The organism is Candidatus Anaeroferrophillus wilburensis (assembly GCA_016934315.1).
GTDB classification, from domain to species: Bacteria; Desulfobacterota; Anaeroferrophillalia; order Anaeroferrophillales; family Anaeroferrophillaceae; genus Anaeroferrophillus; species Anaeroferrophillus wilburensis.
In genome coordinates, this window is sequence record JAFGSY010000039.1 from 46149 (window position 1) to 66822 (window position 20674).

A 20674-nucleotide genomic window follows, 5' to 3' on the forward strand; every position below is an offset into this window, starting at 1 on the left:
GATGCAGTTTGTTGACCTGACGGCCCAGTACCGGGCTTATCAAAAGGAAATTGATGCGGCTGTGGCTGCGGTTCTGACCACGTCCCAGTTTATCGGCGGCCCTGCCATCAACGAACTTGAGATGAAACTGGCAGCCATGGTCGGGGTTGATCATGGTATTGCCTGTGCATCGGGAACTGATGCCCTGCTCTTATCTCTGATGGCCCTGGGGATCGGTCCCGGTGACGAGGTGGTTACCACTCCCTTTACCTTCATTGCCACGGCGGAGACCATTGCTCTGGTGGGGGCAACCCCGGTTTTCATCGATATTGAGCCTGATACCTATATGATCAACCCTGATCTTCTCGAAGATGTTGTTTCGCCCCGGACCAAGGCGATTATTGCCGTCGATATTTTTGGTTTTTCGGCTGATTATGGACGTCTGCAGGCTTTTGCCGACTGCCATGGCGTCGCGCTCATTGAAGACGCCGCCCAGTCGCTCGGCGGCAGGTGGCAGGACAAGCAGTGTGGGTCATTCGGTACGCTGGCTGCAACTTCCTTTTTCCCCGCTAAACCTCTGGGCTGCTATGGTGACGGGGGGATGATTTTTACCCGGGATGCAGAGTGTGCCGAGCGGCTGAGTATGTTGCGTAATCATGGTCAAAATCAGCGTTATCACCACCAGTTGCTGGGTGTGAACAGTCGGCTCGATACCCTTCAAGCTGCTGTTTTGCTGGCCAAATTACCTTTTTTTGAGACGGAGATTGATCGTCGTCGAACCATAGCAGCCCGCTACTCTTCAGCCTTTGCCGCTTCTTTTCAGGTGCCGGTTGAAAAAATCGGCAGCCGTTCGGTCTATGCCCAGTACTCTCTTCGTTCGAAGTTCCGCGACCGGATACTGGAAACTCTCCGGAAGGCCGGAATCCCCACGGCAATTCATTATCCGATCCCCCTTCATCGTCAGGAGGTTTTTGCCCATCTTGGCTATCAGGAGGGCTGTCTGCCGATCGCCGAACAGGTTTGCAAAGAGATATTTTCGTTGCCGGTCCACCCCTTTCTCAGCGATGCAGAGGTGGAAATGATTATTGATTGCTCCATTGGTGCATTGAAATCGTAGAGAAAGTGCGGTGGCAATCTGGCATTCGGCAAAAGACTTTATGCCGGTTCCCGATTGCTGAAAAAGAACAAGTCCTATGGAAAGCATCAATTGCAGAGCACCAATACCTGTGTAATTATCATAAGATAACATCTGTCTTGGAATGAAGTCCCTCTTTTTTAGCAGCTATGGAAAAAATTGAGTTTGACAACACCGCAGCATTGCGGATTATTCTTGGGGATCGGGATGAGCATATCCGGCTGCTTGAGGAGAAAAGCGGCCTTAAGATACAATGCCGAGGCAATACGGTGATGATCGACGGTGATCAAATTCGGCTGGAGCTGGTTGCCGGATTGCTGCGGGAGTTGTATCAGCTGGTGCTATCCGGCTATCCTTTGTATGAAACAGACATTGATTATGCCTACCGGATCAAGGCAGGAGATGCCGGCGCACGTTTACGTGATATTTTCCTGGACAAGGTGTATATCAGCCATAAAGGGAGTAAGCGTCAGCCCATTGCACCTAAAACTGTCGGCCAGAAGCGTTATATCGATGCCATCAGAAATCATGATATTGTCTTTGGCATTGGGCCGGCTGGCACCGGCAAAACCTACCTTGCCATGGCCATGGCCATTGCCGCGCTGACCAGTAAAGCGGTGGATCGCATCATTCTGACCCGTCCGGCAGTGGAGGCCGGCGAGCGGCTCGGTTTTCTTCCCGGCGATTTGCAGGAAAAAGTGAATCCATATCTGCGGCCGCTCTACGATGCTCTCCATGATATGCTGGATTTTAGCCGCTCAAGCATGTTATTGGATAAAGGGATTATTGAGGTGGCTCCTCTGGCTTTTATGCGCGGCAGGACCCTGAATAACGCCTTTGTCATCTTTGACGAAGCCCAGAATAGTTCTGCTGAGCAGATGAAGATGTTTCTTACCCGGCTCGGGTTTGGTTCTCAGGCAGTTGTTACCGGTGATATCACCCAGACTGACCTGCCGGAAAACAAGGAATCAGGACTGGTAAAGGTCCAGGGTATTCTGCAGGGAGTTGAAGGGATTTCCTTTTGTTACCTGTCGCAGGCTGATGTGGTGCGTCATCCGCTGGTTCAAAAAATCATTGCCGCCTATGAGCGACATTCCTGACTTCAGGTGTCGCGACCCGGTTAAGCGGTTATGGCCAGGGTCGGCAGATGGATTGGTTGAAAGTAGTCTCAGGTCCGTGATCAGCCCAGCCATCCACCGCCAGGGCACGTTTGCCGGGTGCGACCACTTCTCCGACGTGCCGGCAAACCAGCATGCTTTCGTGATAACATCCTGATATCTGATAACTTTCATTGACCCTTCAGCCAATGTCCGCTACACTGGTAAACTGTCAGAATATTGTTCAGATTGATGAATCCTGGCTGACTCAGCGGATTGCTGTTGTTTTGGCCGAACTGGATGCTGATGCTCCGGCTGTGGAAATAAGCATTGTTGACGACCGGCAAATTGCGCAGCTGCATGCTGACTATTTTGATAATCCTGAGCCCACGACGGTAATTTCGTTTCCGCAGGAGAAAGAGTTCGGCTTGCTGGGCGAGGTGATTGTTTCCGTGGAAACCGTGGCCCGGCAGACGACTGATCTTGGTTACCGTCTGGAGGAGGGCTTGTTGTACTATATGATTCACGGGTTGCTCCATCTGTGTGGTTATGAGCATGTGGGGGTCCCGCTAGCCGTTGCCGAGCAGATGTACGCCAAGCAGGAAGAGCTTTTTGAGTTGGGGCTCATTACTGCATAATTGTCCTTAGCTTGAGTGATCGTGATATCTGAAAAACCTTTGATGAAGCAGGTCGTGAGGGGAGGTTGTCTGTGGCAAAAGTGCAGAAAACCATTGAGGAAATAAATCAGCGGATAAAAAAGGGCGAAGCGGTAGTGGTCACCGCCGAGGAGATGATCGGTATTGTTGGCGAGCATGGTGCCGCAGAGGCAGCCCATCAGGTTGATGTGGTGACCACCGGAACCTTCAGCCCCATGTGTTCCTCGGGTGCTTTTTTTAATCTCGGCCATTGTACGCCGCGCATGCGCGCCAGCAAGGTATGGCTCAACAATGTTCCTGCTTATGGTGGGGTTGCCGCTGTCGATGCATATCTGGGGGCGACGGAACCATGTGTTGAAGATCCATTGAATAAAATCTATCCCGGAGAGTTTCGTTACGGTGGCGGGCACGTCATCCAGGATCTGGTGGCCGGGGAAAAGGTCCATGTCTATATGGAGGGCTACGGTACCTCCTGCTATCCCAGCAAGGTGGCGGAAAAACAGCTGACGCTGGCAGATATGCCCAACGCTATTCTCTGCAATCCCCGCAATGCCTACCAGAACTATAATTGTGCCATTAACCTTTCAGACAAGACGATCTATACTTATATGGGGGTTCTGCGTCCCCGGGGTGGCAATGCCACCTACTGCAGTGCCGGTCAGCTGAGTCCCCTGCTTAATGATCCCTATTATCTGACCACCGGTCTGGGAACCAGAATTTTTCTCGGCGGCGGTATCGGCTATGTCACCTGGTATGGAACCCAGCATAATCCCGGGGTGAAACGGGGGGCAAACGGAGTGGTGCGGGGCGGTGCTGGAACGCTTTTTGTTACCGGTGACCTGAAGCAGATGTCATCCAAGTGGCTGGTGGGGGTCAGCATGCTGGGCTACGGCTGCAGCCTGGCGGTGGGTATTGGCATTCCCATTCCGATTCTCAATGAACAGATGGCGCGCTTTACCGCCGTCAGCGATGAGCAGATCTTCGCCCCGGTGGTTGACTACAGCTACGATTATCCCATGGGCACCGGCAAGGTTATTCAAGAGGTATCATATGCGGATCTCAAACGGGGCATGGTTGTCATCAACGGCAAGGAAACCAAGACCAGCCCATTGTCCAGTTATTTTCGGGCCAGGGAGATAGCGGAAACATTGAAAAGCTGGATTCAGGCAGGTGATTTCACCCTTGGCGAGCCGCAGATGAAGCTCCCCGGGCATGAACTGGCAGATCTTGGTGTTGGAGTATAGTGCAGATCATGAACAGGTCGGCAGTTGTAAAATGGTGGGTTGTTGCCTTTAGCTTTGCGGTACTAACGCTGAGTTGGTCCCCAGGGCTGAAATCAGATCAGGCCGGCAAAGGACTGACGCTGCCCGAGGTGGTGGTGGTGGGCCGTGACAGTGTCAAGTTGGAAGGATTTCGCGATTTTACCCTGATGCCGCTCCTTGATCCCGGGACCAAACTGGAACCGGCTGATGACCAGCTTGCCTTTGATACGGGCGGCAATGAAACCTCACCGGTGTGGACAACTCCTGAGCTGCAATCACCCGGATGTACCTATCGCCATTCGGTGACTGCGTACCTGGCCCGTGGATTTACCGGTGCTGAGGGATATTATTACAGTGGCAAGCAGCAGTATGTGGATGGAGTGTATCAGGAGGCCCGCTACTATTTTTCGACTGGCATTGAAAAGTTTCCCCGCAGCCCTTTTGTTTCTTCATCACTGTACTGGCTTGGGGAGATTGCCTATGGAGAACATCGTTATGCTGAAGCCCGGAATTTTTTTTCCCGGGCAGCAGCCTATCCCGATTGCCAATATGCCGGTTATGCTTCTTATTCCCTTGGCTGGCTGGCACATCAGGAGGGCGCATTTCTTGCCGCTGCCAATCATTTTTCCGCTGTTGGCCAACTTCCCGGAACAGAGGCATTACAGCCAACTGCCTTGTTCTGGCAGGGAGAATCATTGCACAGGGCACAACAGCTGGAGCAGAGCTGGACGGTGCTTACACGTCTTCTGGAGCGCTACCCGGGTTCTTCGTATGAACTTCAGGCCAGGTATTTGCTGGCCTCCATGGCAATTAACAACAAGGCCTATGAAACGGCTCTTGCATTTTTTGATGATATCTTCACTGCTGAGCAGCCATTGACCCTGGATGTCGTGCTGGTTCGCCAATCGCTGCTGGCCGCAGGATGGTGTCACTACTATCTCAAAGAGGATCAGCAGGCTGTCCAGCGCTTCCGGCAGTTGCTGGTTCCTGGTGCTCCCCACGATACCATGCCTTTGGCTTTTCTCGGCTACGGGTTGTCACTCATCCGCCAGGAGCTGATCAGTGATGCCCTGGAAGCGGTGGAAAACCGACCAGAACCGGTTCGCAGCAATAAGGTTGCGGTTGTGGTTTTGCGGAAAATCATTGCCTGGTATGATGATCATGGGATGATCTCTGAAGCCATTATGGCCTCGCAGCTGCTGGTGGAGGAATTTCCCCCAACGGTGTTGTCCGGAGAGGACTTCCGCCGGCTGTCCCTGATGTACGGTACAGTCAACACCTTTGTTCCGGCTCTGGAAATAGTGGAAAATGGCTTGTCGGTGGTTGCTGATCAGGGTGAATCCCCTGTGCCGTTGCTCATTGAAAAAACCAGGATTCTCCAGCAGATTGGCAGGTTTGACGAAGCCGAAAGCATCCTGCAGGAGCTTCTCGAACGCAGCTCCGGGCTGTCTTCTGCGGAGAAGTACCGGTGTCGTTTGCTGCTGGCCAGGGGATATAATACGGTTGGCAACATTGACCAGGCTCTTACTATCCTGCAGGTAATCCCCCGTAATTCAGCAATCCCCGAATCGGTTCTGGCAGCCTATGAGCAAGGATGGGCCTTTATGAAAGGGGAGGCCTATGCTGAGGCACTGACTGCACTGGATTTCTTTCTGAGCAATGAACCGCAGGTGTCAGATCTTATTGATCAGCAGACGGTGCAGAATGCCCTGCTTAATAAGGGGGAGTGCCTCTTCAACCTGCATCAGGATGCCGCAGCTTTTGAACTGTTTGCCGATTTTGGCAAGCGTTTCCCATCAAGCATGTTCAATGACCGGGCCTGCTATTATCAGGGGTGGATTTTGTTGCGACAGGGAAAAGCCAGTGAGGCTTTGGCTGTCTTCCTTGATCTTCTGCATACCTATCCTGAAACCAGCCTGCAGGATGCGGTGTTTTTTCAGCGTGGTCAGAGTTATTTCAGCCTCGGGATGTTTCCCCAGGCAATTCATGAATATGAATATCTCATCAACCATTTCCCCCAATCATCCTATGCCGGTACGGCGTTGCTGAAAATTGGCGAAAGCTATTTTAATGCTCAGGACTACCTTCGTGCCAAGTTGACCTATCTGCGTACCGCCCAAACCTACACAGGCCTGCCTTTGGAAGAACAGGCTCGTTACGGTCTGCTGCTGCTGGCTTATAAACAGCGTCACGACGATTATCTGGAGGCGGAATTCAAGCCGTTTCTTGAGCGTTTCCCGGAATCCACCTACCTTTCCCCGCTGATGCTGATGATTGCAGAGATTTACCAGCAGGATGAACGATGGCAGGAACTCAAGACCCTGCTCCAGGAGATTCTTGCCGGGCACCATCCAGATAATGTCAAAATGGATGCCCTTTTTCAGCTGATCAATATTGCCAGACGACAGCAGGATGAGGCGCAGATGCAATCATTGTGTCGCCAGATGATTGAAATGTTCCCCGGAGGGAAGTATCAGTATGACTGCAATCTGGTCTTGGCTGAAGTGTACTCTGCGCAGGGTGCCTATGATCAGGCGCTTGAGTCTCTGGCGCCCAATCTGACCGGCTGTGACGACCTGCATTTGCAGCGTCAGTCTCTGTTGTCCAGTGCCCGTATCAATGAAAAGAGTGACCGTTGGGATGAGGCTGAACAGCTTTATCGGCGCCTGGTCTCCCAAGATAGCCGGGATTCCATTACCTTTGCCGCCTATGATAGTCTTGGGGCATTATATCGCCGGCAGAAAAAATATGATCAGGCAATTTTTTTCTATCAGCAGGGAGCAGGAAATCCCAAGCCTTCCCTGGCTGCCAAGTCGCACTATTTCCAGGCGGTCGTCATGCTGGAGGCTGGTAATGAGAGTGAAGCGATAAAACAATTTCTCCGGTTACCCTACCTGTTTGCTGACCAGCAGGAGTGGATTGTCAAGTCGCTTCTGGTTGTTGCGGACTATTATGACCGTCAACAAAATCGCGAAGCTGCCGTTAAAACATACCGCAAGTTGCTGCAGTACCCGTTGACTGCCCAGCAGCAGGAGCAGGTGAAAAAAAGGCTTGCAGGCCTTGATAAAGAAGGTTAGTATTTGTGCCGCATCGATTTGATGTATAAGTTCTGAGGGCCGCTTTTAGGTGCCCAGGGCATTTATTGCAGCATCGTTATGCGGACGTTTTTTCGCCCGGGAATCGCTCAACCTTGGCGTTGCCAATTAACCACAGGGAGGTTAGCTTAATGTATCAGTTTGTGATTAAAGGCGGGGTTCTCATGTATCCCATTTTGATTTGTTCCGTGCTCTCGGTGGCGATTCTCCTGGAGCGGATATGGGCTCTGAGACGTAGCAAGATTATTCCCAATGGTTTTATCATTGAGATCGGCGACCTCCTCAAACGGCAGAAGCTTGAAGAATCAATGACCTTGTGCAGGTTGAGCAACACGCCCATCTCCCGCATTCTCTTGACCGGCATTAAAAATTTTGGCAAGCAGCGTGAACTGGTAAAAGAGGCGGTGGAAGAGGTTGGCAGGATGGAAGCTGCGGCATTGGAGCGGTTTCTGACGACCCTGGGAACCATTGCCGGCATTGCCCCGCTTCTTGGGTTGCTGGGGACCGTAACCGGGATGATTAAAGCCTTTACGGTGATCTCTCAGTCAGGGGTTGGCAATCCTCAACTGCTTGCCGGAGGAATTTCTGAAGCACTGATTACCACCGCCGCCGGTCTGACCGTCGCCATCCCTTCCTTCGTCTTTTATAAATACCTTCGTTCGCGTGTAGATAAGATGATTCTCCGGATGGAGCGGATATCTATCGATATCCTTGATCTCTTTGAAAATCAACGAGAGGTGTGAGATGCGTTTTCAACCCCGCAGAAGGGAAGAAGTGCAGCTGGATGTAACCCCTTTGGTTGATGTTGTTTTTCTTCTGCTTATTTTTTTCATGCTGTCAACAACGCTTTCCATCAACCCTGGAATTAAGGTTGATCTGCCTAAATCGTCAGCTGAGCAGGTGAAAAGCAAAAAATCTTCAATCAGGGTGGCTCTCGAGGCTAATGGCAGCATGTATGCCGATGGGAAAAAGGTTTCGCTTGCCAGACTTGATGCGATCTTCAATGGTTTGGCAAAGAAGGATGCTGAAACACTGGTTATTATTGAAGCCGATAAAAAAGTGTACCACGGCATCGTCGTCACGGTAATGGATGCTGCCAAAAACGCCGGCCTGAACAAATTGGCAATCGCTACCGAACCAAAGGAAAAATAACGTAGATGTCGGTTACTTCCCGAATAATCGTATTTTCTTTTATTTCCATTCTCCTTCATCTCTCGTTTCTCTTTGTTCTGCCGGACATTTCCCATTTTTTTGCCATCCATTTGCAGCAGATGCAGCTGCTGCCGGAGACTAAAATCGAGGTTATGCTTCTGCCGCCTGAGCCTGAACCCGTATCTGCGCCACCGGCCGGACCGAACGCCCCTGATGGACCCAGGGTGGATAGCAGAATCATCTCATTGGTAGAAGAAAGGATTAATGCTATTCTGGCGTTGGGTGATGTGCCGGTGCCGGCCCCCAAAGAGTTGGAATTGCCGTCAAGCAGTTTCCGGCCCGCTGAGGAGAACCGGATCATCGCCATGACGCCTTCAGCAACCGATACCACTGCTGATTTTTTTGCTGAGCTTGGTTCCCGAACACCAGGCGATATGAGCGGTGTGACGCTCCAGGCGTTGCTGCCAGCCGGCTATCTGGAGTCGCAGGACAGTGAACAGCGATTGCTGGCGGCACTACAGCAGGATGTGGATCAGCAGGAAAACTTCACGGCGGTGAAAAATCGTATTCTTGGTCTTGAAGGGCCGGTTGCCGAATCGCGGACGGTTGTTTCCCAGCCGGCGCTTCCCCAGGTTTCCCTGCAACAGGAGACGGAAGTCAAACTTAAATTCTGGCTGCGTCCCGATGGCACTGTTGGTCGGGTTGAACCGTTGGTAATAGGTGATCTGGCATTGGTTAAAGTTGCTGAAATATATCTGAAAGCGTGGCGTTTCAACACCCTGTCGCCCGATGACCCCCATAGCGATCAGTGGGGGACCATAACCATTCGTTTTGCCATTAAGTAGATGAAACAGCTCATACCGTTACTGCTACTGAGCCTGTGCTGTGCGTTTCTAGGTTTTGCCGTATTCGGAGACAATGGCTTTTTGCATTTGTCAATGATGAAGCGTGAAATCGCCAGCATTGAGTTGTCTGCCAAAGAGTTGAAGGCAGAGAATGAACGTCTGAAACGTACGGTTCTGTTGCTGCAGGACGATGTCAGATATCAGGAGCTGGCCGCTAGAACAGAACTGGGGATGGTTCGGGAGAATGAACAGGTCTTTATATTCAGGTAGTTTCAGGGCGTTCTGGTTTTTCCAGATGGGGGCGATGTGGTGATGATTGGTGCCTGCAGATGCAAAAAACCTTGACATATTCTTTACCGGTAGATACACTTTCAGATTATTATAGGTATCCCCCCACCAGCGGTATGGGGGGTTTTTTATGGCTGCCAAGACCATGCTGAACTGGCATTTACCATAGAGTGCCGGCGATGGCAAAAACAAGGGTATTACCGTGACTGTCGATGAGAAAACTCTCTGCGTCGTCTGTGCCTGGCGGGAGGATTGCCGGAAGAAATTCAGGGTTTCGGCCGGCGATGCCCATTGTCCTGATTTCTGTCGTGATGTGCGGGTTGCCCATGACCTGCCGGCAGAGTCGGAAAAATCCGCCGGCGAAAAACAGCGTCACTAGTTGATGAGCATTTTTTGAGCACTCAATGGTGCAGTCTGTTTGGCGTTTGTCGGTGAAGAGGGTTTCCGGTTCAATGAAGGTCAGCAGAGGAGATACCCCCTTATCAGTGGTGTCTTGGTGTTTCTGCTGGTGAAACATTTTTTTTGCAATGACAGGATGTTATGAAGGAACAGTTGATAAATTTGCTTGGCGATGCCGTCAGAACAGTGGCAGAATCATGGGGTGTGCCACAGGATTTTTTGCCGGAAGTGGTTGTTGAGCAGCCCAAGGAGAAAAAGTTTGGTGATTTCGCCAGCAATATTGCCATGCAGATGGCCAGCGTGCTGAAACGAAATCCCCGTGATATAGCTGCGGCGATTCAGTTGCAGCTCGCTGATACACCGGATATTGAGCAGGCTTCCATTGCCGGCCCCGGTTTTATCAATGTGACCTTGAGCAAGACCTGCTGGCAGCAGTGCCTTGCCCGCATGTGCATGCAGGGCAAGCATTTTGGTGACCTGGAAATGGGTGCCGGCCGGCGGGTGATGGTTGAATTCGTCAGTGCCAATCCCACCGGTCCGCTCCATATTGGCCATGGGCGCGGGGCGGCGGTGGGAGATAGCCTGGCCCGTATTCTCCGCAAAGCCGGCTATACGACCATCAGTGAATACTACATCAATGATGCGGGCAACCAGATGGAAACCCTTGGCCGTTCCCTGCAGTGGCGTTACCTTGAACTCCTGGGACGTTCCCGGGGCGAGTATCCTGAGTCCTATTATCAGGGTGATTATCTCACGGGCATGGCCAGGAAACTGCGGGGTGAACAGGGTGATGAGCTGGTCGGGAAAGAGGGAGAAGAAACCTCCCTTCCCTTCTTTATTGACTACGCCAGCGAGGCAATTCTGGCCGGTATCCGTGATGATTTAATCAGTTTCGGCATCAGTTTTGACAACTGGACCAGCGAAAAACAGTTTTTTCAGGATGGTAAGGTTGATGCCGTTATTGAAGATCTGAAAACCCGGGGGGTTCTGTATGAAAAAGATGATGCCCTCTGGTTTGCTTCCAGCAGGCTTGGTGATGAAAAAGACCGGGTGGTGGTAAGAAGCAATGGTGTGAAAACCTATTTTGCTTCAGATATTGCCTATCATCAGGATAAGCATGAGCGTGGTTTTGACCTGATGATTGATGTCTGGGGAGCTGATCACCACGGCTATGTGCCCAGACTTACCGCTGCTCTCGATGCTTTGGGGATTGCTGAGGATGCCTTCAGGGTGGTGCTGGTGCAGCTGGTGAATTTGATGCGCAGTGGCCAGCCGGTAGCCATGTCCACCCGGGCCGGGCAGTTTGTTACCCTGGATGAGGTGGTCCAGGAGGTAGGCAAAGACGCAGCCCGGTTCTTTTTCCTTCTCCGTCGCCCTGACAGTCACCTGGATTTTGATCTGGAGCTGGCCAAGGCCCAGAATAATGAGAATCCTGTCTATTATGTGCAGTATGCCCATGCCCGTCTCTGCAGCATCCTCAGAAAAGCCAGGGAAGCTGGCATCAATCTCCCCGAAGTGGCAACCGCTGATCTGTCACGGCTGATTCTAGATGAGGAAATGGACTTGATCAAAAAGCTGGATTCTTTTCCTGCTGTTATTGAATCGGCCGCCCGTTACCTTGAACCTCATCGGGTAACCTATTTTGTTTCTGAGTTGGCGGCGCTTTTTCATTCCTATTACAATAAGAACCGGGTGATATCGGATGACCGGATATTGACGGGCGCTCGCCTGCTGCTGGTTGCCGAGCTTCAACTGGTGTTACAGATGGGATTGGGGCTCCTTGGGATTGATGCTCCTACGTCCATGTAGGTAAACAATGAATACCCTGCGAAATTTTGTTGTTATTTTTTTTCTTGGCATTATTGTTTTTTTGGCTGGCGTACTGGTGGGTAAGAGCCTGAGCGATCTGTCTCACCGTAAAATGGCTCAGGCAGTTGCAGAAATGCCGGCTACGCTGCCGGTACAACAGGTGGTTCCGGTTGCTGATCGGGAAAAAACTGCTTTAGGCGAAAGCGCCAGAGTAGCACCGGCACCGTTGCCGTTGTCTTTGCAGCCGGTTGCCGGATCGACAGATAGTGCCCAACAGGCGTCACCAACCACAGGGCTGCCGCTTCCGGGGGATGGTGCCCAGGAGATTCACTATACGTTCTACAAAACGTTGACCAGTGAGAAGGAAACACCGGTGGGTGCCGCTGAATCTGATCGGCGGTTGCCGGTGAAAAAGCCGGACACTGGAGTGGGAAAAAAGGATGCGATTTTGCTGCCCCGCACCCCGACTGTTCAGCCTGGAGGTATTGTTTTGCAGGTTGCGTCCTATGACCAGGAGGGGAAGGCCCGCTTGTTTCGCAACCATCTGGTTCAGGAGGGCTATGGTAAAGCTGTGGTGGTGGCCGCCGCCATTGCCGGGAAAGGCACCTGGTATCGGGTGCGGATTGTTGATATTCCTAATCCCCAGACTGCGATTCGTTTGCAGAAACGTCTGCAGGAACAGGAAGGCATTACCTCTTTTGTGGTAAAATAAAGCATGTTTTTCTGCTACGGGAAGATCTTCTGGTGTTTTATTTTTTTGTTAGCTAACGGCTTATTGTTTCCGAGGCATTTTGGCAAGGTTGCCAGACTGAAGCGCTCATGATAACTCCTGCGGCATCGATTTCTATAGATGGATAGTATAAACATTTTATGCAGATTACCCAGAAACAGATAAGAAATTTTTCCATCATTGCCCATATCGACCACGGTAAATCCACCCTTGCTGATCGTCTGTTGGAGATCACCGGCGCGGTAAGCTCCCGGGAGATGAGAGAACAGCTGCTGGATAGTATGGACCTTGAACGTGAACGGGGGATAACTATCAAGGCCCAGACCGTTCGTCTCCTCTATAAAGCCAAGGATGGCCTGCTCTATTCCCTGAATCTCATTGATACCCCCGGACATGTCGATTTTTCCTATGAAGTGTCCCGCAGTCTTGCGGCAACTGAAGGTGCAATTCTGGTGGTTGACGCGGTTCAGGGGGTCGAAGCCCAGACATTGGCCAATGTCTATCTGGCCATCGACGGCAATCTGGAAATTATTCCTGTTTTGAACAAGATTGATCTCCCCGTTGCTGATCCCGAACGGATTATCCATCAGATTGAAGAGGTGGTTGGTCTGCCGGCTGATGATGCCATATTGGTCAGCGCCAAAACCGGGGTTGGGGTAGGGGATTTACTGGAGGCTATTGTCCACCGTGTCCCGGCCCCAACCGGTGACCGGACAGCGCCGTTGAAAGCGATGATTTTTGATTCCTGGTTTGACTCCTACCAGGGTGTGGTGGCTATGATCAGGGTTTTTGAAGGTGAAATTACACCGGGAATGAAGATCAAAATGGTTTCCACCGGCAAGGAGTTTGAAGTATTGAAAATCGGCGTGCACACTCCGGTGGATATTCTGGTTACCAGCCTGGCTGCGGGTGAAGTAGGCTTCCTGGTTGCCGGGATTAAAGATGTCGCGGACTGCAAAATCGGCGATACGGTAACGACGGCTGCCAATAAAACGCCGGTTTCCCTGCCGGGTTTTCAGGAGATTAAGCCGATGGTGTTCAGCGGCCTGTATCCTGTCGATTCGGTCCAGTATGAGCCGTTGCGAGACGCTTTGGCAAAACTGCGCCTTAATGATGCCTCCTTTTTTTACCAGCCGGAAACGTCGGTTGCCTTGGGGTTTGGTTTTCGCTGTGGTTTTCTCGGCTTGCTGCATATGGAAATCATCCAGGAGCGGCTCGAGCGGGAGTACAATCTCGATCTGATTTCCACCGCGCCGACAGTTGTCTATCAGGTCAATATGCAAGACGGTTCTGTGGTGTATATTGATAATCCGAGCAAGCTGCCGCCACCCCAGGAATTCAGCTCCATAGAAGAGCCGGTGGTGCGGGCGACCATCCATGTCCCCAATGAGTATATTGGCAATATCATGAAGCTTTGTGAAGATAAGAGGGGCAAGCAGCAGGAGATAAAATATCTGGATGAAACCCGGGTGATGATAAGCTATGAATTGCCGCTTAATGAAATAGTTCTCGATTTCTACGACAAGCTGAAATCATTGTCCCGCGGCTATGCTTCCCTTGATTACGAGCCGGCCGGCTACCGACCGGCAAAACTGGTGAAGCTTGATATTCTCATCAACGGCGAGCTGGTCGATGCCCTGTCACTTATTGTTCATGAATCACGTTCTTTTGAGCGGGGGCGCGATCTGACGGTAAAAATGAAGCAGCTGATTCATTCGCAGATGTTTGAAGTTGCCATTCAGGCGGCGATTGGCAATAAGATCATTGCCCGGACAACTGTCAGAGCTTTGCGAAAAAATGTTACGGCTAAATGCTATGGTGGAGATATTACCCGCAAGCGCAAGTTGCTGGAGAAGCAGAAAGCCGGTAAAAAGAGGATGAAACGGGTGGGGAAGGTGGAGTTGCCCCAGGATGCCTTTCTGGCAATGCTTAATATCGATAACTGATGTTTGCGCGATGATATTCTGGTTGCTGAGACGCCGTCATTGGTGCCTCCCGGACTGTTCCATGCAGTTCGGCTGTGGTAGGTACGTGCATGCTCGTGCTCTGCTGCCGTGCAAGCTGTCCTTGATTTATCGGGTACCGCAGGCCACTGATCTGTCCTTGGGAATAACGTAGCTTTACACTGGAGATAACCTATGAGTTCTAATCGTTCAATAGGGGTAGTCCGGGAATACGCCGAATCGATAATTATTGCGGTAATTATCGCCCTGATCATCCGAGCCTTTATTGTTCAGGCGTTCAAAATTCCTTCGGGATCCATGGAGCCGACGCTGCTGATCGGCGACCATCTGTTGGTCAATAAATTCAGCTATGGCTTCCATATCCCTTTTACCGAGAAAAAACTCCTTGTCCGTAACGAACCGGAACGTGGTGATATTATAGTTTTTACCTATCCGGTAGACAATAAAAAAGATTTTATCAAGCGGGTTATCGGTTTGCCGGGTGAAACGGTTGAGATTCTCCAGAAAAAAATTTATATAGATGGCAAGCTTCTGGATGATCCTTATGGTACTTTTCGTGATCCCCTGACTGTTTCTCAGGTACCCCGGGATAATTTCGGCCCGGTGGTGGTGCCTGCGAATAATGTTTTTGTCATGGGAGATAATAGGGATCGAAGTTATGACAGCCGTTTCTGGGGTTTTGTCGATTACGGCAAGATAAAGGGCAAGGCAATGATTATCTACTGGTCATGGGACAAGCAGGCCAAAAAAATCTGGTATAAGGTGCGCGTTAGTCGTTTGGCTCAGTTAATCAGATAGTTGCTAAATTAGCGCAACGGCGGTAATTGTTCGTGCCGAAGGTGGGGAACGGCAGCATGGATGCGGTTAGCCGCATTGATGGAGGGAAAACATGGACCAACAACTGGACATCCGGTTTATAGTGGAAAAACAGCGCCTGGTTGCCTGTCCTCAAGGGGCACTTTCCGTTGCTGTTCGGGATCAGTTCTATGCCGGAATTGTTGATCGGTTGGCTGTTGAAGGACTGAAACATCTGGTCGTTGATCTGGGTGATGTTCCAAACATTGACTCATCCGCTCTGGGCGTCCTTTTTTCCCTCTACAAACACCTTGTCCAGAAAAACGGCAGCCTTGTTCTCCTGCGGCCAACCGGTATGGTTGCGGAAGTGGTTCATATAACCCATATGGAAAAGATTGTGCAGATCAAACAGAGTCTCGATGAACTGCCGCCCATTGAATAGCCTGTCGGTGAGGATGAGTCGATGCCTGTGAAGGGGAAGCCATGACACATGATACCTTTGTGCTTGATGATCGCGGGATGGCCATGGTGTTGTCACGAATGGCCTATGAAGTTCTGGAGCGTAACCCCCGTCAGCACGACCTGGTGCTGGTGGGAATTAGAACCAGGGGGGTGTATCTGGCCCAGCGGCTACAGGCCCTCTTTGTCCGGATTGCCGATCTTGATGTCCCACTTGGGGTTCTTGATATCACCCTTTACCGGGATGATTTAAGCCGCGGCATCCATCATCCGGTCCTGGAGAAAACGGATATTCCTTTTTCTCTTGACGATAAGGTGGTCATTCTTGTTGATGATGTTCTCTATACCGGCAGGACGGTTCGTGCAGCCATGGACGGTTTGATGGATTTCGGCCGGCCGCAAGCCATACAGCTGCTCGTTCTGGTGGACCGCGGTCTCAGGGAGCTGCCGATAATGCCCAACTTTGTCGGCAAGCATGTACCTTCATCACCTGCCGACCTTGTCAAGGTAAGGATGCAGGAAGGTGATGGCTACGATTCCGTAACGGTGAGCGTTGATTCACGTCAGTTGAAGGGATAGGGTAGATGGAAAAGAAGATTTTCCCCCATAAGGATCTCCTGGCTATTGAAGGGATGACCGCCCAGGAATTGATGACGATTTTGGAAACAGCGGAATCGTTCAAAGAGATATCTCGCCGACCGATCAAAAAAGTGCCGACTTTGCGAGGACAGACGGTCATCAACCTGTTTTATGAACCCAGTACCCGTACCCGTACCTCATTTGAAATTGCCGCCAAACGGCTCAGTGCTGACGCCGTCAATATTTCTGCTTCCACCAGCAGCGTTGTCAAGGGCGAGACCTTGTCGGATACGGTCAAAAATCTGCAGGCTATGGTTCCTGATATCATTGTCGTCAGGCATTCCTGTGTGGGGGCACCACATTTTATTGCCAGTCGGGTAGGAGCCAGCGTGGTGAATGCCGGTGACGGCGCAAACGAACATCCGACTCAGGCACTTCTTGATCTGTTGACCATCAAAGAGCATAAAAAAACGTTTGCGGATCTACAGGTGGCGATTATCGGCGATATCGTTCACAGTCGGGTGGCCCGTTCCAACATGCGTGCCTTTGCTCTTCTGGGGATACATACCCGGTTGTGTGGTCCACCGACGATGATGCCCCGGGTGATGGCCGGTTTTCCTGGGGTCAGGGTGTATAGCCGTCCCGAGGAAGCCATCGATGGAGCTGATGTGGTTATGATGCTGCGCATTCAGCTGGAGCGTCAGGAGGAAAGCCTGTTCCCTTCGGGAAATGAATATGCCAGGCTCTACGGTCTGAACCGGCAGCGTCTTGCTTATGCTAAGGACGATGTTATTATCATGCATCCGGGACCAATGAACCGTGGGGTGGAAATCACCTCGGAAATCGCCGATGGCAGCCGTTCGGTTATTCTTGATCAGGTGGAAAACGGTGTGGCGGTTCGGATGGCTGTTTTATACCTTTTAGGAGGGCATACAGAATGAATCGGCTGCTGCTGAAAGGGGGACGAGTCATTGATCCGTTGAATTCGCGTGATGAGAAGCTGGATCTTCTCATCGCCGCCGGCACCATTGTTGACGTTGGTAATAATTTGCAGTTGGCTCCTGAGGCTGGCCATACAATTGAGCTGGACAACCGATGGGTTATGCCGGGTGCGATTGACATGCATACCCACTTGCGGGAGCCGGGACAGGAATATAAGGAAACCATAGTCAGCGGTGCACAGGCGGCAGCCGCCGGTGGATTTACCGGCATAGCTTGCATGGCCAATACCCGACCGGTGAATGATTGTGCAGCCGTCACCCGTTTTATCTGTGAACAGGCCCGTGAAGCTGTTGTCAATGTCTATCCCATCGGCTCCGTCACCGTAGGCATGCAGGGGCGCCAGATGGTGGAAATGGCGGAAATGGCAGCCGCCGGAGTGGTTGCTTTTTCTGAAGATGGGAAGACGGTCGAAAATTCACGTTTGTATCGCCATGCCATGGAGTATGCCGGCAGCCTGGGGAAAATAATCATTTGTCACTGTCAGGACAGCTTCCTTTTCGGCAGCGGAGTGGTCCATGAAGGGGAGATTTCCGCCCTCTACGGACTGCCGGCCATACCTTCGCTGGCGGAGGAGATTGACACCGCTCGCTGCATCATGTTGGCTGAGTACCTTCAACTGCCGGTTCATATTGCCCATGTCAGTACCCGGGGTTCGGTGCGTCTGATTGCCGAGGCCAAGGAACGGGGGGTGAAGGTGACCGCGGAGGTGACCCCGCACCATTTTACGCTTGATCATCGGGCGGTGGTTGACCTCTACTATCGTCAGGATGTAGTTTATGGCCAGAGGCGGCAGTCTGCCAGGTTTAATCCCCTCACTAAAATGAGTCCACCCTTGAGGGAACCGGATGACGTAACGGCGATGGGACAGGCACTGGCGACCGGTGTTATTGATGTGATTGCCTCCGATCATGCGCCCCATGAAGCGACCGAGAAGGATGTTGAATATCAGCTGGCGCCATTCGGGGTGATCGGTCTTGAAACAACCCTGCCCCTTACATTGCGTCTGGTTGAGAATGGCTTGTTCAGCCCCTCGGTCATGGTTGAACGCTTGAGTGTGGCGCCGGCAAGGATTCTTGGTCTGGAGCAAAAGGGAGGTCTGGGGATCGGTATGGATGCCGATATTACTGTTATTGACCCAACGATTTCATGGACCATCGACGCAGAGCACTTTGCTTCAAAAAGTCGCAATACGCCTTTCAACGGCTGGCAGGTCCGCGGCAAGGCCGTGCTGACCATCGTTGGCGGGACCGTAGTCTATCAGGATGATCAATTCAGGTAATCGTCATAATTCACCGCAATAAGGTTTGGAGTACAAAGACACATGGCATTTTCGGCAACCAAGGCAGTCCTTGTATTGGCTGATGGAACGACATTTTCCGGACGTTCTTTCGGCGCCGCCGGCGAGGCGATCGGCGAAGTTGTTTTTAACACCAGCCTGACGGGATATCAGGAGGTGTTGACCGACCCATCATATCGCGGGCAGATGGTAACCATGACCTATCCTCAAATAGGCAACTATGGCGTCAATGCTGAGGATGTTGAGTCGCGAAAACTCTTTCTATCAGGATTTATCGTCAAGGAATATTGCCGCTATCCCAGCAACTGGCGGCAGAATGCCACCCTTGGCCGCTATCTTGAGCAGGCCGGTGTGGTAGGTATTGAGGGAATTGATACCCGCTTCCTGACCCGCCGTATCCGTTTAGCCGGGGCGATGCCGGGGATTATTTCCACCGTCGATGATGATCAGCAGAGTTTGCTGCGGAAGCTGAGTTCCTGGGCGGGTATTGAAGGAGTCAACTTGGTGGACGGGGCCAGTTGCAGCAGCAAATATGAGTGGCACCAGGGGCAGTGGACCATTGCCGGCGGTTATCAGCAGTCAAACGAGGCTGCGGCTTTCCATGTGGTTGCTTACGATTTTGGCATCAAATATAATATCCTGCGGCTGCTGGTCAATGCCGGCTGCAAGGTTACCGTTGTGCCCGCAGACACCTCTGCGCAGGAGGTGCTGGGCCTGAATCCCGATGGCGTTTTTCTTTCCAATGGCCCCGGTGATCCGGCCGCTTTACCTAATATCGTCCAACAGGTGCAGCAATTAATCCGCCGCAAGCCGATGTTTGGTATCTGTCTTGGGCATCAAATTATCGGGCTGGCCCTTGGCGGCAGAACCTATAAATTGAAATTCGGCCACCACGGCAGTAATCAGCCGGTAAAGGAGCTGGCTTCTGGAAAAGTTGAAATTACGTCCCAGAACCATGGTTTTTGCGTTGATACGGAGTCCCTGGGAGATGAGGTGGAAGTTACCCATATCAACCTTAATGATCATACGGTGGAGGGATTGCGTCATCGCCGCTATCCGCTTTTTTCAGTCCAGTATCATCCCGAAAGCTCCCCCGGCCCCCATGATTCAGCCTATCTGTTCAAGCAGTTTGTTCAGTTGATGGCCGCCAACAAGTAATGCTGCGCCGGTTGTGAGCAGCCTTGTCCAGCATGCGGAAGTGCTTGCTGGTCAGGAGGCGGTTTTAAGCTCAAAGGTGCCGTTTTCAAGCAGTAGATAGGAGTAGTCGGTCAGCCAGTCACCAAGGAAAAAAATCGGGCATTGCCGACCATTGACGGTCGTCCGTTGTTCTAGTGGTTGGTGGTAGTGGGCAATAATGGCAGCGTCATAGCCAACCTGGAGAATCTTTTGGAGTTTGGCCGTCAGGGTGGCGGGGATGCCATGTGCCTGCCGGCCGCGTTTGCGACTGCCGGCTGAAAGGCGGCGGGCCAGGCGGCGGGTGACAGAAGGCGGTATGAGATGAATAATCCTGGTGATCAGCTGGCTTTTTAACAGTTTATGCCATTTCAGGTAGAGCCATTGATCATCATTGAGTAGATCACCATGGGCCAGGTAGAGTCGCTGTCCGTCGATGGAAAGTGAAAGTTGGCGGGGATTGCTATGGGTCCGCAGATGATTGCAAAAATAGGGCCCCAGGTTGATTTCATGGTTTCCCTCTACAAAGTAGAGTCTGATTCCCCGCTCTACCAGTGTTTCTAGGGTTGCCAGGATGGGAACATAGTCTGCATAGACCACATCATGGTAGCCGAACCAGAAATCAAAGAAATCACCAAGGATGATAAGATTGTCCACATCGTGGGGCAGGTTGCTGAGAAAAGCAACCATTTTCCGGTAATTTTTATCGGCTGGGTGCTTTAAATGGGCATCGGCAATAAAAATTGATTTCATCAAATCCGGTGGCGGGTCATCTGTAGGGTTGCTGACGTCCCAGCTTGCTTGGGGCTGTCAGTGATTGGTTTTATAGACTCAGAGTCAAGTTCATGTCAAGCAATCAGTGGCCGATGTGTCTGACTCCTTAGGAAAACACCGGTTGGGACCCAGCCGCAGAGTGGTCTACATGATCGGTAAACAGAGAGAAGAGTGCTTTTTGAAA

20 protein-coding genes are annotated in these 20674 nt (G+C 51.6%); 19 read left to right on the forward strand and 1 reads right to left on the reverse strand.

Going from position 1 to position 20674, the window contains the following annotated elements:
- Position 1 precedes the first annotated feature (1 nt).
- From JXO50_10330 to carA, 19 genes are all read left to right on the forward strand, one after another.
- Positions 2 to 1096: a DegT/DnrJ/EryC1/StrS family aminotransferase gene (locus JXO50_10330; protein MBN2333485.1), complete on the forward strand. Its 1095-nt coding sequence runs from the start codon at positions 2 to 4 to the stop codon at positions 1094 to 1096.
- 167 nt (positions 1097 to 1263) lie between these two features.
- Positions 1264 to 2214, forward strand: a complete 951-nt coding sequence (locus JXO50_10335; GenBank protein MBN2333486.1) for a PhoH family protein — start codon at positions 1264 to 1266, stop codon at positions 2212 to 2214.
- 206 nt (positions 2215 to 2420) lie between these two features.
- Complete coding sequence (gene ybeY / locus JXO50_10340) at positions 2421 to 2849, forward strand: rRNA maturation RNase YbeY (GenBank protein MBN2333487.1); 429 nt, start codon at positions 2421 to 2423, stop codon at positions 2847 to 2849.
- A 65-nt stretch (positions 2850 to 2914) separates the two neighbouring features.
- Positions 2915 to 4111, forward strand: a complete 1197-nt coding sequence (locus JXO50_10345; GenBank protein MBN2333488.1) for a homocysteine biosynthesis protein — start codon at positions 2915 to 2917, stop codon at positions 4109 to 4111.
- Between the two features lie 8 nt (positions 4112 to 4119).
- The gene (locus tag JXO50_10350; protein MBN2333489.1) at positions 4120 to 7206 is read left to right on the forward strand and encodes a tetratricopeptide repeat protein; all 3087 of its coding nucleotides are present in this window, start codon (positions 4120 to 4122) and stop codon (positions 7204 to 7206) included.
- Positions 7207 to 7355: 149 nt separating this feature from the next.
- A complete protein-coding gene (locus JXO50_10355; GenBank protein MBN2333490.1) occupies positions 7356 to 7967 on the forward strand; it encodes a MotA/TolQ/ExbB proton channel family protein in 612 nt (203 codons plus the stop codon).
- Between the two features lies 1 nt (position 7968).
- A complete protein-coding gene (locus JXO50_10360) occupies positions 7969 to 8376 on the forward strand; it encodes a biopolymer transporter ExbD (GenBank protein MBN2333491.1) in 408 nt (135 codons plus the stop codon).
- A 5-nt stretch (positions 8377 to 8381) separates the two neighbouring features.
- The gene (locus tag JXO50_10365) at positions 8382 to 9221 is read left to right on the forward strand and encodes an energy transducer TonB (protein MBN2333492.1); all 840 of its coding nucleotides are present in this window, start codon (positions 8382 to 8384) and stop codon (positions 9219 to 9221) included.
- Entirely contained in the window at positions 9222 to 9491 is a 270-nt protein-coding gene (locus tag JXO50_10370) for a septum formation initiator family protein (protein ID MBN2333493.1), read from the forward strand.
- Between the two features lie 220 nt (positions 9492 to 9711).
- Positions 9712 to 9888, forward strand: coding sequence for a hypothetical protein (locus JXO50_10375; GenBank protein ID MBN2333494.1), 177 nt, complete (start codon positions 9712 to 9714; stop codon positions 9886 to 9888).
- Positions 9889 to 10049: 161 nt separating this feature from the next.
- Complete coding sequence (locus JXO50_10380) at positions 10050 to 11717, forward strand: arginine--tRNA ligase (protein MBN2333495.1); 1668 nt, start codon at positions 10050 to 10052, stop codon at positions 11715 to 11717.
- 7 nt (positions 11718 to 11724) lie between these two features.
- Positions 11725 to 12429, forward strand: coding sequence for an SPOR domain-containing protein (locus JXO50_10385; protein ID MBN2333496.1), 705 nt, complete (start codon positions 11725 to 11727; stop codon positions 12427 to 12429).
- Between the two features lie 158 nt (positions 12430 to 12587).
- Positions 12588 to 14393, forward strand: coding sequence for an elongation factor 4 (gene lepA, locus JXO50_10390; GenBank protein ID MBN2333497.1), 1806 nt, complete (start codon positions 12588 to 12590; stop codon positions 14391 to 14393).
- Between the two features lie 192 nt (positions 14394 to 14585).
- Positions 14586 to 15209 carry a signal peptidase I gene (gene lepB, locus JXO50_10395; GenBank protein MBN2333498.1) on the forward strand — a complete coding sequence of 208 codons (624 nt, stop codon included), beginning with the start codon at positions 14586 to 14588 and terminating at the stop codon, positions 15207 to 15209.
- Between the two features lie 91 nt (positions 15210 to 15300).
- On the forward strand, positions 15301 to 15648 hold the full coding sequence (locus tag JXO50_10400; protein ID MBN2333499.1) for an STAS domain-containing protein: 348 nt from the start codon (positions 15301 to 15303) through the stop codon (positions 15646 to 15648).
- A 41-nt stretch (positions 15649 to 15689) separates the two neighbouring features.
- Positions 15690 to 16244, forward strand: coding sequence for a bifunctional pyr operon transcriptional regulator/uracil phosphoribosyltransferase PyrR (pyrR, locus tag JXO50_10405; GenBank protein ID MBN2333500.1), 555 nt, complete (start codon positions 15690 to 15692; stop codon positions 16242 to 16244).
- A gap of 5 nt (positions 16245 to 16249) precedes the next feature.
- The gene (locus JXO50_10410) at positions 16250 to 17185 is read left to right on the forward strand and encodes an aspartate carbamoyltransferase catalytic subunit (GenBank protein MBN2333501.1); all 936 of its coding nucleotides are present in this window, start codon (positions 16250 to 16252) and stop codon (positions 17183 to 17185) included.
- Positions 17182 to 18525: a dihydroorotase gene (locus JXO50_10415; protein ID MBN2333502.1), complete on the forward strand. Its 1344-nt coding sequence runs from the start codon at positions 17182 to 17184 to the stop codon at positions 18523 to 18525. The genes JXO50_10410 and JXO50_10415 overlap by 4 nt, the downstream gene beginning before the upstream one ends.
- 42 nt (positions 18526 to 18567) lie before the next feature.
- Entirely contained in the window at positions 18568 to 19701 is a 1134-nt protein-coding gene (gene carA / locus JXO50_10420) for a glutamine-hydrolyzing carbamoyl-phosphate synthase small subunit (protein ID MBN2333503.1), read from the forward strand.
- 51 nt (positions 19702 to 19752) lie between these two features.
- On the opposite strand, the gene JXO50_10425 is transcribed toward carA, so the two are convergent.
- Positions 19753 to 20469, reverse strand: coding sequence for a UDP-2,3-diacylglucosamine diphosphatase (locus JXO50_10425; protein ID MBN2333504.1), 717 nt, complete (start codon positions 20467 to 20469; stop codon positions 19753 to 19755).
- Positions 20470 to 20674: the final 205 nt, after the last annotated feature.

Excerpts from the sequence above, each read along its gene's own strand:
- JXO50_10330 (MBN2333485.1), top strand. The coding sequence starts at position 2 with ATGCAGTTTGTTGACCTGACGGCCCAGTACCGGGCTTATCAAAAGGAA.
- JXO50_10335 (MBN2333486.1), top strand. The coding sequence starts at position 1,264 with ATGGAAAAAATTGAGTTTGACAACACCGCAGCATTGCGGATTATTCTT.
- ybeY (MBN2333487.1), top strand. The coding sequence starts at position 2,421 with ATGTCCGCTACACTGGTAAACTGTCAGAATATTGTTCAGATTGATGAA.
- JXO50_10350 (MBN2333489.1), top strand. The coding sequence starts at position 4,120 with ATGAACAGGTCGGCAGTTGTAAAATGGTGGGTTGTTGCCTTTAGCTTT.
- JXO50_10355 (MBN2333490.1), top strand. The coding sequence starts at position 7,356 with ATGTATCAGTTTGTGATTAAAGGCGGGGTTCTCATGTATCCCATTTTG.
- JXO50_10360 (MBN2333491.1), top strand. The coding sequence starts at position 7,969 with ATGCGTTTTCAACCCCGCAGAAGGGAAGAAGTGCAGCTGGATGTAACC.
- JXO50_10365 (MBN2333492.1), top strand. The coding sequence starts at position 8,382 with ATGTCGGTTACTTCCCGAATAATCGTATTTTCTTTTATTTCCATTCTC.
- JXO50_10370 (MBN2333493.1), top strand. The coding sequence starts at position 9,222 with ATGAAACAGCTCATACCGTTACTGCTACTGAGCCTGTGCTGTGCGTTT.
- JXO50_10380 (MBN2333495.1), top strand. The coding sequence starts at position 10,050 with ATGAAGGAACAGTTGATAAATTTGCTTGGCGATGCCGTCAGAACAGTG.
- JXO50_10385 (MBN2333496.1), top strand. The coding sequence starts at position 11,725 with ATGAATACCCTGCGAAATTTTGTTGTTATTTTTTTTCTTGGCATTATT.
- lepA (MBN2333497.1), top strand. The coding sequence starts at position 12,588 with ATGCAGATTACCCAGAAACAGATAAGAAATTTTTCCATCATTGCCCAT.
- lepB (MBN2333498.1), top strand. The coding sequence starts at position 14,586 with ATGAGTTCTAATCGTTCAATAGGGGTAGTCCGGGAATACGCCGAATCG.
- JXO50_10400 (MBN2333499.1), top strand. The coding sequence starts at position 15,301 with ATGGACCAACAACTGGACATCCGGTTTATAGTGGAAAAACAGCGCCTG.
- pyrR (MBN2333500.1), top strand. The coding sequence starts at position 15,690 with ATGACACATGATACCTTTGTGCTTGATGATCGCGGGATGGCCATGGTG.
- JXO50_10410 (MBN2333501.1), top strand. The coding sequence starts at position 16,250 with ATGGAAAAGAAGATTTTCCCCCATAAGGATCTCCTGGCTATTGAAGGG.
- JXO50_10415 (MBN2333502.1), top strand. The coding sequence starts at position 17,182 with ATGAATCGGCTGCTGCTGAAAGGGGGACGAGTCATTGATCCGTTGAAT.
- carA (MBN2333503.1), top strand. The coding sequence starts at position 18,568 with ATGGCATTTTCGGCAACCAAGGCAGTCCTTGTATTGGCTGATGGAACG.
- JXO50_10425 (MBN2333504.1), bottom strand. The coding sequence starts at position 20,469 with ATGAAATCAATTTTTATTGCCGATGCCCATTTAAAGCACCCAGCCGAT.